At 38.9% G+C, this 14,683-nt stretch carries 10 protein-coding genes and 2 pseudogenes; 6 read left to right on the top strand and 6 right to left on the bottom strand.

The features are described from left to right. The first annotated feature begins 116 nt into the window (after positions 1-116). The 3 genes from HWQ58_RS25465 (at position 117) to HWQ58_RS25455 (ending at position 4,130) form a co-directional block, all read left to right on the top strand. Positions 117-863: a histidine kinase dimerization/phosphoacceptor domain -containing protein gene (locus tag HWQ58_RS25465; protein ID WP_292868946.1), complete on the top strand. Its 747-nt coding sequence runs from the start codon at positions 117-119 to the stop codon at positions 861-863. A 21-nt stretch (positions 864-884) separates the two neighbouring features. Continuing rightward, entirely contained in the window at positions 885-3,356 is a 2,472-nt protein-coding gene (locus HWQ58_RS25460; protein WP_292868943.1) for an EAL domain-containing protein, read from the top strand. A 156-nt stretch (positions 3,357-3,512) separates the two neighbouring features. Next, complete coding sequence (locus tag HWQ58_RS25455) at positions 3,513-4,130, top strand: class I SAM-dependent methyltransferase (RefSeq protein ID WP_292868940.1); 618 nt, start codon at positions 3,513-3,515, stop codon at positions 4,128-4,130. Positions 4,131-4,205: 75 nt separating this feature from the next. Here HWQ58_RS25455 and HWQ58_RS25450 read toward each other — a convergent pair whose 3' ends face one another. Then, complete coding sequence (locus HWQ58_RS25450; RefSeq protein ID WP_292868937.1) at positions 4,206-4,703, bottom strand: GNAT family N-acetyltransferase; 498 nt, start codon at positions 4,701-4,703, stop codon at positions 4,206-4,208. Between the two features lie 331 nt (positions 4,704-5,034). Between HWQ58_RS25450 and HWQ58_RS25445 the strand changes: the two genes are divergently transcribed. Together HWQ58_RS25445 and HWQ58_RS25440 are read left to right on the top strand one after the other, a co-directional pair. Beyond that, the gene (locus tag HWQ58_RS25445) at positions 5,035-5,235 is read left to right on the top strand and encodes a hypothetical protein (protein WP_292868935.1); all 201 of its coding nucleotides are present in this window, start codon (positions 5,035-5,037) and stop codon (positions 5,233-5,235) included. A 652-nt stretch (positions 5,236-5,887) separates the two neighbouring features. Beyond that, complete coding sequence (locus HWQ58_RS25440; RefSeq protein ID WP_292868933.1) at positions 5,888-7,066, top strand: hybrid sensor histidine kinase/response regulator; 1,179 nt, start codon at positions 5,888-5,890, stop codon at positions 7,064-7,066. A gap of 122 nt (positions 7,067-7,188) precedes the next feature. On the opposite strand, the pseudogene HWQ58_RS25435 reads toward HWQ58_RS25440, so the two are convergent. From HWQ58_RS25435 to HWQ58_RS25420, 4 genes and pseudogenes are all read right to left on the bottom strand, one after another. After that, positions 7,189-7,305, bottom strand: a pseudogene (locus tag HWQ58_RS25435) (DUF4079 family protein); the annotation flags it as partial. A 58-nt stretch (positions 7,306-7,363) separates the two neighbouring features. Continuing rightward, positions 7,364-8,983: a glycosyltransferase family 39 protein gene (locus HWQ58_RS25430; RefSeq protein ID WP_292868930.1), complete on the bottom strand. Its 1,620-nt coding sequence runs from the start codon at positions 8,981-8,983 to the stop codon at positions 7,364-7,366. A gap of 187 nt (positions 8,984-9,170) precedes the next feature. Further along, positions 9,171-10,784, bottom strand: coding sequence for a glycosyltransferase family 39 protein (locus tag HWQ58_RS25425; protein ID WP_292868927.1), 1,614 nt, complete (start codon positions 10,782-10,784; stop codon positions 9,171-9,173). A gap of 502 nt (positions 10,785-11,286) precedes the next feature. Then, complete coding sequence (locus HWQ58_RS25420) at positions 11,287-12,114, bottom strand: GNAT family N-acyltransferase (protein ID WP_292868924.1); 828 nt, start codon at positions 12,112-12,114, stop codon at positions 11,287-11,289. 678 nt (positions 12,115-12,792) lie between these two features. Here HWQ58_RS25420 and HWQ58_RS25415 point away from each other — a divergent pair. Continuing rightward, entirely contained in the window at positions 12,793-13,863 is a 1,071-nt protein-coding gene (locus HWQ58_RS25415; RefSeq protein ID WP_292868921.1) for an LOG family protein, read from the top strand. 545 nt (positions 13,864-14,408) lie between these two features. Here the strand turns inward: HWQ58_RS25415 and HWQ58_RS25410 are convergent. Then, a pseudogene (locus tag HWQ58_RS25410) lies at positions 14,409-14,683 on the bottom strand (hypothetical protein); the annotation flags it as partial.

Genomic DNA, 14,683 nt, shown 5'->3' with positions numbered 1-14,683 from the left:
TGCTAGATGCAAGTTTTCAGCTTACCTGCTTTGTATACCAATTAGATAGCTAGGGACTTGACCTGCCATTCATTATCGTTTCAGGAACTATTGGTGAAGATACCGCAGTCGCCGCCATGAAAGCTGGTGCCCATGACTACATTATCAAAGGCAATTTAGCGCGACTAACCCCTGCTGTTGCCCGCGAGTTGCGCGAGGCACTAGTGAGGCGGGAGCGTAAACAAGCAGAGGAGCAGATTAAAGCATCGCTTCAAGAAAAAGAGGTGCTATTGAAAGAAATTCATCACCGGGTAAAAAATAATTTGCAGATTATTTCTAGTCTGCTCAACCTGCAAGCAGAGTATCTCAAGGACAATCAAGCCCTTGAGGTATTCAAAGATAGCCAGAACCGGATTGAATCAATGGCTCTGATCCACGAGAAACTGTATCAATCTCAAGACTTGGCAAGAATTAATTTTGCCGACTATATTCAAGATTTAGTAACTAATTTATTTTATTCATACAACGTTAATTCCAGCGCTATTACCTTGAAAATGAATGTTGAGGAGGTTTTTCTAGTCATTGATGCAGCTATTCCTTGCGGCTTAATTATCAATGAACTTATTTCAAATTCCCTAAAATATGCCTTTCCTCAAAGAGAACTGGGAGAAATTTGTATTGACTTTTACTCTAAAAAAGTAAACTTATATACACTTGCTATCAGTGATAATGGTGTCGGTTTTGCCCAATATTTTGACTTTCAAAATACAGAATCATTAGGTCTACGATTAGTAAAAGGTCTAACACATCAGCTCCAAGGCAATATCGATTTTAGCAACAATAATGGAGTAAAGTATAAAATTATATTTTCGACTAAACTATAAATTTATAATTTCAATAAAAACATGAACCCAGTAAATATATTAGTTGTTGAAGATGAATTCATCGTGGCAATGGATATACAAAATCGGCTAAGAAAATTTGGATACACTGTTATGGGTCTTGCCGATTCTGGAGAAGAAGCAATTAAGAAAGCAGCAGATAATTCTCTAGATTTAGTTTTAATGGATATTCACCTCAAAGGAAATATGGACGGTGTGGAGGCCGCTCAGATAATTCATAATTTTTTTAATATTCCAGTCATATATCTGACTGCTAATGCAGACGAATCAACATTGAATCGAGCAAAGGTAACAGAGCCGTTTGGCTACATTCTCAAGCCCTTCAAAGAAAAAGAATTAAAGTTCACGATTGAAATTACTCTTTCTAAACATCGGACGGAAAAAAAATTAAAACAGAATGAACAATGGCTGACTACTGTACTTAAAAGTATTGGAGATGCTGTGATTACTAGCGACGAATCTGGAACTGTGACTTTTATGAATCCAATTGCGGAGGTACTGACGGGTTGGAATTATTCAGATGCGTTTGGTAAAGAAGCAGCAGAAGTATTCAATATTGCTCATGAAAAAACTCGTATAATAATTGAAAGTCCTGTAACGCAAGTCCTTCAGTATGGCGTTACTGTCGATCTACCAGAACAAACGATACTTATTGCTAAAAACGGTACAGAAATACCAATTGATGATAGTGTTGCACCAATTAAAGATGACAACGGTAACGTCACAGGTGCAGTTTTGGTCTTTCAGGATATCACCGAGCGCAACCAAATTCTGGAGGCATTAGCGCGTCGCCAGCAAGAATTCAAAGCACTAGTTGAAAATGCACCCGATATTATTTCCAGATTTAACCCTCAATTGCGCTACGTTTACGTTAATCCAGCTATTGAAAACATTACAGGAATATCAGCCGAAACATTTATCGGCAAAAGAAACGCAGAGTTAAACCTGCCGGAAGAATTTTGCCGGATATGCGATCGCAAGCTTGGGCAAGTTTTTCAAACGAAAGAAGAAACGGAGTTTGAATGCAGTTTAGCGATCGCCCAGCAAACAAGACATTACCATACCCGTCTTGTGCCTGAATTGGCTAGCGATGGTTCAGTATTTTTTGTTTTAAGTATTTCTCGCAATATTACTGCTCTCAAACTTGCAGAGGCGCAATTAATTCATGATGCCTTTCACGATGTACTAACCGGTCTGCCAAACCGCGCCTTATTTATGGAACGGCTAGAGCGTGCGCTCATGCTGACAAAACGACGTACAGACTATATATTCGCTGTTCTCTTTCTAGACTTAGATCGCTTCAAAGTTATCAACGACAGTCTCGGTCATACAATTGGCGATCAACTACTAACTGCCCTTGCTCGCAGATTGGAGAATTGCCTGCGCTCTGGAGACACAGTTGCTCGTCTAGGGGGAGATGAGTTTACAATTTTGCTTGACGATCTCCAAAATGCTAATGACGTAACAAGCGTAGTCGAGCGGATACACGAAGCTCTGACATCTGTGTTCCAACTCAGTGGGTACGAGGTATTTACCACCGTCAGCATTGGCATCGCCCTGAGCAAGGGTAGTTACAACCGACCGGAGGAACTCTTGCGCGACGCTGACATTGCAATGTATCGCGCTAAAGCATTGGGTAAGGCACGCCATGAAATATTTGACTCAACTATGTACACCCAAGTAACGCAGCTATTAGAGTTAGAGATGGATCTACGACGGGCAGTTGAACGCCAGGAGTTTCAGGTTTACTACCAGCCAATTGTTTTATTAGAAACTTACAAAATTATTGGCTTCGAGGCTCTCGTTCGCTGGCAGCACCCGCAACACGGATTAGTTTCTCCAGACAACTTTATTCCCCTAGCAGAAGAAACTGGGCTGATTATCCCTATTGGTTATTGGGTACTAAGCGAGGCTTGTCGGCAGATGCGTGCTTGGCAAGTACAATTTCCTACTGACCCACCCTTGACAATTAGTGTAAATCTTTCCACTAAGCAGTTTTCACAACCCGGTCTGATTGAGCAAATTAATCAAATTCTCCAAGAGACTGGTTTGTCAGGTAGCAGTTTAAAGCTGGAGATTACCGAAAGCGTACTTATGGAAAATATTCAATTAGCAACTTTTATGCTCTTGCAACTGCAACAGATGAATATCCAATTACACTTAGATGATTTTGGCATTGGCTATTCATCCTTGAGTTACCTGCATCGCTTTCCCAGTAATGCCTTGAAGATAGATCGTTCCTTTATTAGTAAGATTGGTGCTAATGGAGAAAACTTAGAGATTGTTCAAGCGATCGCCACCCTAGCACAGAGTCTAAATATAGATGTAATAGCAGAAGGCGTAGAAACACTAGAGCAACTGGCGCAACTTAGAATTATGAAATGCAAATATGCACAGGGATATTTTTTCTCCCAACCCCTCGATCGCAAGTCGGTAGAAACATTAATTGTATCTGGCATTGAACCTAGATATTAACCAGTCTTTAGCTTCGTGTAACTAACCCGACAAAAGCCCGATATTGCAACCAATTCAGAACCGCTATAGTTAATTTGTGTTGTTAACCAAATTCTTGGAGGCGCAGCTAAACTTACCCTCAAAAAGCATCAAGCTTTAAGAAAGCTGCGAAAACTAATGACTGATGACTTTTTCAATCACAAAAAGCTACTTTTTGACTTATGGGCATCAAGTTACGATTGGTTCTTTCCTTCAGTGTTTTATCGAGCGGTTCACCAACGCTTGCTGGAGTACGTCGATTTACCAGAGCTAGCAAATGTACTTGATATCGGTTGTGGAACTGGACGCTTGCTTGAACGCCTTGCTACTCAGTTTCCCGATCTACGAGCTACCGGATTGGATTTATCTGCTAATATGTTGCGGGTAGCAAGACAGAGCAACCGCCACCGTCCACGCTTAATTTATATTGAGGGCAAAGCTGAGTCTCTTCCCTTTGCTGATGGTCAATTTGATGCCGTTTTCAGTACTATCAGCTTCTTGCACTATTTGCAACCTAAACAGGTGGTTAGTGAGATAGCACGGGTACTTTCTCCTGGTGGACGCTTTTATTTGGTTGACATTACTTCCAAAAAAGAGACAGAACCTCAATTATTGCCAGTTACTCCCCGTGGAATTAGACTCTACAGCCCTAATCAACGTCAACTTCTTGGCTCCTCTGCTGGGCTATTGTGTTTGAATCACCATTATTTACTAGGGCCTGTCTTACTAACGATTTTTGCTAAACCTCCAAGTTGAAATAGGAAATGGGGAAGAGTAAAGGGCTGGAAACATTTTGTAGTAAGCCTTGTTCTGCATATCTTAAATTACGAATTACGAATTAGTCTGACCTTGATATTCCATAAACACCACAGGAACTTTGAGCAGCCTTTTAGCTAACTGCGAGAATCTAAATTTCTCCTTGAGCGTAGATAAGCCTATTGTCTTGGGAAATTGTGGCAAGTCTTCAAAGGATATTGGCACAAAGTCAAAGCGACTATAAAACTGCACCAGCCGTTGACCTAAGCATTCCAGATAAAGTGATTGCGTTGCTGTATTAATCAAATGCTGCGTTAGCAAACTACCCAAACCGCGACCTCTCCAGGCTGATGCAACGACCAAGCTACCAAGTTCTTGTGCCCCTGAGAAATTACGCAGCTGTCCACAAGCTATCAGATTCTCATTGTATTCAATTACCCAAAATTGCTGCCAATTTAATTGGGTTGGGTCGAGTTTGGCTGAAAATACCAGTAATCGAATCGACCACTGATCCGCAGAGGTTGCCTTGCGAAGGACACATCCAGATGGTAACGATAGATTGCTCTGGTTCATTAATTACACTTTGATAGCTTGTATCATAATCATCACACCATACTATTCATTCAGATCCAGTCAGATATTTGCGGTTTCGTGTCAACTATCAATAAAGCAATTTTAAAAGCATCTTGGACATAAAGCCCATTCCAAGTTCTCCTTTAACGACAGTAAGGGTTCTAAGGTTAACAAATTCTATATTTATGGATTTTTATCAGCATATATGAGTAGTACTAAACAATACTTACGATAGAGGGAGGAATCAGCCATAACTATATTCTGGATAGATACACTCACACCCCTAATTTTTTTAAGATAATCTCAAGAATAAATGATTAGGAATGTAGTCATGGCTGAAGAACAAAAAGAAAAATCTAATAATCAAGAAGCTACGCCTAGCGCTTCTGGTGGCTACCAAACCCCTATTGAAGAAGGTATCCGCAAAACTGGCGATGCTGAAAAGACTGATGGTAAAACAACTGCTGCTCCAGAAGCACCAGAAAATGATTCTGTAGCAGGTAGCCCTAATCAAGGAACTGAGTCACGTTAATTGGTTTGAACTTTCCCAAGTTTTAATCATCTTGTCAGGTTTTTGTAATCACCCTAATACAGTAAGTATCGAGTGGATATGTGGTGTAACAGCTACAATTATCCACTTATTTTTTTGTGTAATGAGCTACATTATCTCTACGTGCGTTAGGGTTGCTTACCGCAGGTATCGCAGTCAAAAATCCCGATGCATCCAGCAGCATAAAGCGTTGCAAAACAGTGGGATGAATATATGATTGATAGGGCAAAGCGGATGCAGCAGTTGATTAAAGACTTGCTAGTATTATTCTCGTGTGGGGACTGGCAGTCAGGAATTTGTGGTTGTTGACTGTAATATAGCACTGAGTCTGGCTTTAAGCAATTTACATATAGTGATCGCTCAGGATAATGGTCTCAATATCTTGAGCGAATTTTTGAGGTTTTCCGACGTCTTCATACTCGTCGAGAACAGTATGGTGGTCGCATCTAGGCTGGGTCGGAACCGGGCTGGGCGTAGGAACAGTATTTTATTTTACCTTCAACGCAAATTAAGGTATCTTTATATATATATCTAATAACTGCCTAATAACCTTCTAGTAAGCGCATGATTTCTAGCCCTATCTAAAAAATAGGAAATCAGGTGATTATCTAACAAATTGATATAACCCTGTACTATGGAAAAGCTCACAATTCACATTCTATTAGTAGAAGATAGTGCAAGTGATGCTCATCTGCTACACCGGATATTTTTAAATTCAGATCGAGAACAATGGCAGATGTTACATGTTGAACGGTTATCTGAGGCAATAGAAGCTAGCAGGGAAAACTCTGCGTCCACCCTTAATAATTCTCAGATAGAAAGTCGAAAGCAACGCAGATTCGACCTAGTTTTGTTAGACCTCAGCCTTCCAGACTCTATTGGACTGGACACATTGAAAGAATTTAAGGCAGCAGTACCTGATATCCCAGTTGTGGTATTAACAGGTGTTGATGATGAAGATTTAGCACTACAAGCATTAGCAGAAGGAGCGCAAGACTATCTAGTTAAAGATAAAATGACTATACAACGCTTAGTGCGTGCCATTCGCTATGCCATTGAAAGAAGCGAAATTCTCAACCAACTACGCGAGAGTGAAGAACGCACCCGTCAAGCGCTAGCAAAGGAACAGGAACTCAATGAGTTAAAGTCAAACTTTGTAGCAATGGTTTCTCACGAGTTCCGCACCCCTATGACTACGATTCAGACGGCTGTAGATATCCTTGAATACAACAGTAATAAACTAACTGATGTCCGAAGAACTAAATATTTCGAGCGAATACAAAATGCCATCAACCAGATGCTTAATCTCTTAGATGAAATATTGTTCTTGAGTAAAACGGAAGCAGCTAAACTTGAATACAAACCTACACTTTTAAATTTAGAAAATTTCTGTAGCGAACTCACAGATATTCTTCAACTAAATGCAGGTAGTAAGTACAGCATTATCTTTACTTTTCAAGGAGAATCGACCCAAGCCCAAATGGATGAAGACCTACTAAATTGTATCTTAACTAATTTGATTTCCAATGCTATCAAATATTCCCCTGAAAATGACACTATTTGGTTTGATTTGATTTGCAAAGATCGCCTCGCAATTTTCCAGATCGCAGATCGAGGAATGGGCATTCCCCTCAAAGACCAAACTTATCTATTTCAAACCTTCTATCGCGCCAGTAATGTGGGTATAATTCAAGGAACAGGACTAGGACTTACCATTGTTAAAAAATGTGTAGAGTTACATGGTGGTCATATTCAATTAGAAAGTGAGCAGGGTGTTGGTACAACAGTAATTGTCACTTTGCCACTACAATGATTAGGCAAGTAAATTATCATAGTTGGGCATTGGGGAGCCAGCACTGTAGACGGGTTTCCCGTCGCTCTCGTCTGGCGTCCCACGCTCCTAAAAGTGAGACGTGGGACTTCTGCTGTTAAAGTTAAAATCGTATGGACGATACGCCAGCGATTGGACTTGTCTTGATAAATATCTTGAACAATTGCTAATGAAAAAATCATTAGCAGTGCTGCGGTAATTCCAATATAATTATGTGACCATTTCTATGAGACGCATTCGTCTACATTAATTGTCTATACCTACAGCGTGTAGTTTTGGCTAAGTCCTAATTTTTTCAAAAAATACGTTGCTACGTGGATTTTCTATTTTCCAGAGCAAGTAATTATTGTCACCATACACAACAAACGTTTTATAATTATAATTTTTTTCTATTTGCTTGCGCCAGGTATCTGAAGGATTTAGTAAAAAAATATCAGTGAACTCATCAGGAATCTTGGGGATAGAACGGTCTTTTACTAATTGAAACTGCACTTTTGGCTGTAAAAGATAGCTGAGAGAAAAGACATTTCCATAATTAATACCAGAATCATTACTAATCAAAAGTGGATGAGTAGCCTGATTGATAATTTTTGCAACTTGTGGATTACCATAGCTAATTACCTTACTCCACCAAGTTTCAGCCTGAGAACTCACTCCATAAGAAACTAACCCACAAATAATCACTATTCCCATGATTATTTGCCAGATTCTCCGGCGTGCAAAACTTTTATTGTATAGCTGCGTAGCTAGTAGGTAAGTAACAGCTAGTTGAATTCCTAAATAAGAAATTAATAAATAACGTTCGGCAAGTGAGCGTATACCCCCAAAAATTAAATCTGGTAGCATTAAAGGTAATGCAGGAATCATAATCAGTGTGACGATAAACAGCCAAATTTTATAGTTAGTTGTTCGACAAATAAAATAAATAGAATATCCAATAAGAACTAAAAAAATAGGCGTAATTACATAACTAAACGGATTTTCAAAGCCAAAGTCTAAATCAAGAAAAATCCGATTTAACTGTAAAAGCCAAGATTTAATTAAAATGTCTAGGGGGAAATGTCTCTTTGTCCATGCTGTTGAACTTTTTACTTGCAATAAGTTAACTATTAAAACCATTATCCAAGGTGTAAAAGCTAAAAACCCCGCTAAAGATGCTAATAGATAAGCTTTTACTGTTTTAGTAAATCTAAATTTTGCAATGGCAATTACATAAATACCATGAGCAACTACGACAAATCCACTGAACAAAAATGTATATAGACTAAGCACCAAAGTGACTGCATACATTCCCCAATTTAATATACGTAGCACTCGCTGTTTTGATTCTAACCGTAATGCTCGTAGTAATGAAGCGCTACATAGTAATACAGTCACTATCCAGAGAATATATTCTCGTGCTTCTTGGGCGTATACTAAGTGAATAGGGGAGATTGCCATGAGTGCGATCGCAACCTCCGATACCCATGCCGATGCTTTAAATAATTCTCGACACAGCCAATAAATACTGGGAAAAATCAACAAGCTGATCCATGCTGATAAACTTCTGATTACTGTCACAGAATTACCAAATATTTCCACCCAAAACCGAGCGAGTATATAATACAGTGGTGGATGCTGTGGATCGTCTAATTCCAAAGATATAATTGTATCACTTAAGCCTCTCTCCATATTGGGACTTTGGAATTTGGCAAAACTTTCCTTATTAATTATACGACCATTAAATATTTGCTGCTTAACTTCCTTTGCCGTATAACCAGAAATCCGCAATGAGGTGAAAGTCTCATCGTGCCAATAAACTTTGGAATCAAGGTTAAAAAAACGAAAAAATATACCCACCATTAACAACATGACAATAAGAAACCGCAACCTATTTGGAGCAAGTTGGAGATATCGCATAACTAAATTTCACAATAACTTGTACAACAATTATCTACTTTAACGAAACAACTTTATGACTCTCAAAACTATTGCAATTGTAGATAGTGAGTTAGTCAAATAGCGGAGGTAGCAATTTGCCAGACAAATAAAAATTGGAATGTAACCGTTAATTATTTCTTAAAATATGACTAATTTGTATATTACGTCAGCGTAAATTACGAATTTTAGCCAATTTCCAGATTGAATAATAGTTATCATTATAAACAATATCTGTCTTGAATTTATACTTTTTTTCTATTATTTTGCTCAAAGTCTCTGAAGGATTAAGTAAAAATATATCAGTAAATCCATCAGGAATTTTAGGAATTTTTTGATTGTTCACCAACAAAAATCGCACTTTTGGTTCCAAAAGATAGCTTAAAGAAAAGACATCACCATAATTATTGCCCAAAGCATCACTAATCAAAAGTGGACGATTACTCTGATTAATGATTTGGGCAACTTGTGGATTGCCAGAATTCATACCCTTATTCCACCAAGTTTCTGCCTGGGAACTCACCTTAGAAGAAATCAAACCACAAATAATCACTAATGCCATGATTATGTGCCAAAAGCTACGGCGTGACACCCTCCCATTATATAGTTGTGTAGTTAGTAGATAAGCAACAGCTACTTGGATTCCTAAATAAGATGGCATTAAATATGGTTCGGTAGATGATCGTATACTCCCAACAATTAAATTTGGCAGTATTATGGGTAATGCTGGTATTACAATTAATGTGATGATAAAAGACCAAACTTTATAGTTAGTTGTTCGACAAAGAAAATAAATTGAATATCCTACCAAAGTTAAAAAAGCTAATGCACTTAAATAGCTTAGAGGATTTTCTGCTCTAAGGTTTATATCAAAAAAAATCCGGCTTAACTGCATTAACAAAAAAGGAAATATAGGTATTAAATTTGACTGAATTGTTGTTTTTTCTGCTGAAATTAAAAATTGAAAAAAGTCACCAATCACAACTGTTATCCAAGGCATGAAAGCTAAAAAACCGACTAGTGATGCTAGCAGATAAATTCTCACAGTTTCAGTGAACTGAAATTTGGCAGTTATCATCACATAAATTCCGTGAGCAACTGCTACAAATACACTCCAAATAAATGTATAAAGACTAATAGCTAAAGTGACTGCATAAATGCTCCAGATAGCAAATAAATCTGGTTTTTGTCGTTCTTTTGCTAGCTCATCTTCTAGCCGTATGGCTCGCAGCAGAGATGCACTAGATAGTAAGATGGTGACTAACCAAAGAATATATTCTTGTGCTTCTTGGGCGTATACTAGGTGAATTGGAGAGATAGCCATGAGTGCGATCGCAACACCAGGAACCGATAATGGCACATTAAATAATTCTCGGCATAGCCAATAAACACAAGGAAAAACCAGCAAACTGATGCAGGCTGATAAACTTCTAATCGCCGTCACCGAATTACCAAAGACTTCCATCCACAATCTGGCTATTATGTAATACAACGGTGGATGTTGAGAATCTTGTTTTGCCAAAGACATAATTGTGTCATTTAAGCTTTTTTCTGGATTTGCACCTTGAAACTGAGCAAAACTTTCTTTGGTAATCACACGATTATTAAAAAGTTGCTGTTTAACTTCATTAATTGTGTAACCAGAAATTCGCAATGAGGCATAAGTTTCATCATGCCAGAAAACTTTACCATCAAGATTAGAAAAGCGAAACAATATACCCATCGTCAATAAGAAGATAGTTAAAAATCGCAACCAACTCGGAGCAAATTTGAGATGGCGCATAAGTGTGTTTCCTAAAAAGTTTTCTCAAATCATCTAATTAAGTAGGCTAGATGAGGTGCTGCTACGCCTGTTGTAGACATAACCAAGACTTCAAGCAAAGCCTATTTGTTAAACATCACCAACCGGACTTTAATTTGATTGGGAAGATTGGCAATCAACACCTCTCCTTTATTAACTACAAAAATAAATGGGCAAGGTTGTATCAAATCCCGCAAAACTGGATTTGGTTTTGAAACCGTGATATTATCAATGGAGTCTAAAATACACTAGGTGTAGCCGTATCTGTGGTCAGGCAACTCATAGCTACTGTGCATTGAGCGATCGCTTTGCAGGTTATAGTTCTCAATTCTCTAACGGCGAATAAAGGATTGTTTTTTGCCTCCAGCGTAGTACAGGGTATGGTATCAAATGCACTTATTCAAGCCCTTAAAGCCGATCGCTTTTGCAAGTACAAAAGGAGAAATTCATTCGGTTGATCGCCTTAACGATGGTTCACTAGTCATTAATCGTGAAAAATACTCAATGGTAAAGGTTTTTTGAGAGGATTTGGATAACGCCATCTGGCAAAATCTGCAATATTAAATATAGTTAAAAAATCAATAGTTTTAAACTGCCGATCAATAGCAGGAAGGCTGCATATTTTAGCTCCAATATTTAAGTATGCCTGCAAAATTTTAGGAATCTCAACATTAGATGAATCTGGACAATTTTGAGTCAGTTCTAGACAAAATTGTGAATTTGGATAAACCAAAATACTTGGATGCATCAAGTTATTCTGCCGAAAATAATCATAAGCGCAACTAGCTTGCCCAGGACATTGTGTGAGTAATGATGCACAGCCAAAGAAATATTGGTTTTTACTCCAAATGAGATAATTTGCCAGCCCTTCCCAGAGTAATAAAAGTGTCTGACTATTGCGATATTCTTTAGCTATACATACACGCCCAACTTCCACTGATACCTGAAGTACAGAATTGGGAATTCCACTAAGATTAAATATATCGGTAGCATCAAAGCCTAGTCTTTGAGAAGCCATTATATAGGTCTGCATCCGATAAGTTCCAATCGTTTTACCCGTATGTTTGGAGATTAGGATTAAATGATGGCAAACCGTATCAAACTTATCTATATCCATCTGGGTAAAGTTAGAAGCAGAAAATCCCAAGCCTAGTTCAAGATTAAAAACTTCAAAGCGCAACCGAAAAATTGATTCTAATTCTTCTTCAGTTGAAGCCAGCCGTAGGGTATATTTTTCAGTTTGAAGGACGGGAAAATCTTCAAGAGGGGGAGGAGGATTCAGTGGGTAATTGATGCGTCCAGAAACTTCCATCTATCTTCCTACTTAGATTTGCGAAAACATTCTACTAGGATTTAGGCACTATACAAATAGCTCACATTATGCATTAATGTGTCGAAGTGTAATTGAGAGGGTTTTTGATAAAAGATCCTTTAGAGCGATACGCTTGAGTTAAGGATTTTTGGCACTGATTTTTGACCTGTAAAGACGCGTTAGCGCAGCGGGACGTTAGCATAACGGGGCGTTCGTGCAGCGTCTCCAAGAGTTGCCCAGTCCAATTTCGCGTCTCTACCAATAATTTTAGATTGAACTGAACAGTATTGTGGTCTAGAGAGTTTTTTTACTTTCGTAGATTAGGATTAGAGTGCTTTTATTATGGACATTAATTCCCAAAAAATCTGGCAATAAGATACAAAATTTTCTTTTGATATACGCTATAGATGTAAGTCATACCATTTTACACAAACCCTGATATATATTATGGCCACAAGTAACGTCAGTGAGGGAGTTCTGTCAATTGCTCGACCGAGATAACTTGCTATGGTGTTCAAAAGCTGAATTATTGCAACAAACCTTATCAAAAAAATTTTTAGAATTTCCGGCTTCAGAATCAGTTCTAAATTTGCTAATTGCACATTCGAGGGCTATATCCCGCTTGCTAGAGTGTGAGTAGTTCACGTAAAATATAGTGCCATTGTTGCGGCAGTTCTCATGACCTCATCTGCGTCGTTTGACACATTAGAGTCTTTACAGGCGGATATCGCTGAATTGATCGTTCGTTTACCGACATTAAAAAATCGGCAATTTATTCTGCAAGCACTTACTACTATTGTTCGTCTAGCTGATACCGAAATTGAGCGTCTCGATTGGAAAATATTATCGTCTGCATTAGCAGATATGGAGCGCGGTTTCCAGCTTTTTTATGATTATCGACACGTTCGCAAAGTCACCATCTTCGGTTCTGCTCGTCTAGCGCCAGATACACCAGAATACCAAATGGCCCTTGAGTTTGCTCGTGCTATTTCTCAATTAGGATTTATGGTGATGACTGGCGGTGGTGGTGGAATCATGCAGGCGGGTCATGAAGGTGCTGGGCGAGAAAATTCCTTTGGATTAAACATTCAGTTAGCCTTTGAACAGCAAGCAAACCCTTTTATAGAGGGCGATCCCAAGCTAGTTAACTTCAAATATTTCTTTACCCGCAAGCTGTTTCTCCTCAAAGAAAGTGATGCTGTAGCCTTGTTTCCAGGAGGCTTTGGTACTCAAGATGAAGCTTTTGAATGTATGACATTAAGCCAAACTGGTAAATTTGGGCCAGTACCTTTAGTTTTAATCGATCGCCCTGGTGGTGATTACTGGCGCTCTTGGAGCGAATATATTGATAAGCAATTAGTGCAAAATGGTCTTGTCAATCCTGAAGACCCCAGCCTTTACACGGTGACGGATAACCTGGATGTGGCTTGTGATGCTATCACCCGTTTTTACCAGGTTTATCATTCCAGCCGCTATGTAAGCAATAAGTTAGTCATCCGCCTGAAGACAGATATATCAGACGCTCTTTTAGAACAACTTAATGCTGATTTTAGCGACATTATTATTCAAGGAAGAATTGAAAAAAGTCAGGCATTACCTGAAGAAGCACAAGATGAAACTGTTGAACTACCTCGCCTGATTTTGTACTTCAATCAACGTGATTTGGGGCGCTTGTATCAGATGATTGCCACAATTAACCGGATGGGTACTCCTTCACCAGAGGATGTAGCGCATCCAGAAAGAAAGTAGGTAAGCTAAAACACATCTAATTTGCATATATAAAATTTTCTCAATATCTTGTGGGGTGGGCGTCTCGCCATTGGTGTCAAGTTAAAGCAGATGCCCAGATGTCAAGAGACCTTGCGGCGTTGCGTCGGTGTCGCTGACGCAGTGCTTTAACTAATCCCATAGAACGTTGATGCTCGACGAACCAAGGAATGAGTTGTAGTTTTGGATTTTGCGTAGGCGTAGCCCGCCTTCTCTACGAGACGCTCCGCGAACGGCATCGTGCGCGATTGAAAAAATATAAACTGCGGAAAACCATATCTACGGAAATAGGTTCTAAGGGTTGTTGCAAAGCCACAGCGACATCAGCGCACAAATCATTAAGGACAGCATAGAAAATCCACGTAGGATAGAGAAAGCATCTGCACACCATTAGTAGCGCTCTTGCCCACAGATAAGATAAACTTAAATATTCGTTTAGTCAGTAAAAATGCATCCTCAATTTTCCAACGTCGGCGATACAAATCACAAACTTTGTGGTGAAAGTTGTTGTGGGTCAAGAACATTAGTCAAGTAATCATACCAAGTCTTGCCCGATAATACTGATACTCTTGCCATCGGGTAGCGGCAAGGATCAGTATGGTGAAATCCCATTTTTGTTTAATTTCGTCTTTATAGTGAGAACTACTCGAAAGAACGCGCACTACTTGATAGCGCAGCTTGGCTTTTTGTCTAGTTAAAATATATTTTCCTTGCTCAGTTAGGGTATCAAACCACTCAAACCCATAAAAGCCCATATCTGTTACCAGTAAACCACCCACTGGCAACCGCACTTGTAGTTCTT

It is taken from the genome of Nostoc sp. LPT, assembly GCF_017115165.1.
Classification (GTDB): domain Bacteria; phylum Cyanobacteriota; class Cyanobacteriia; order Cyanobacteriales; family Nostocaceae; genus Nostoc.
Note: the sequence above shows the minus strand (reverse complement) of the source record. Positions and strands in the feature narration are given on the sequence as shown.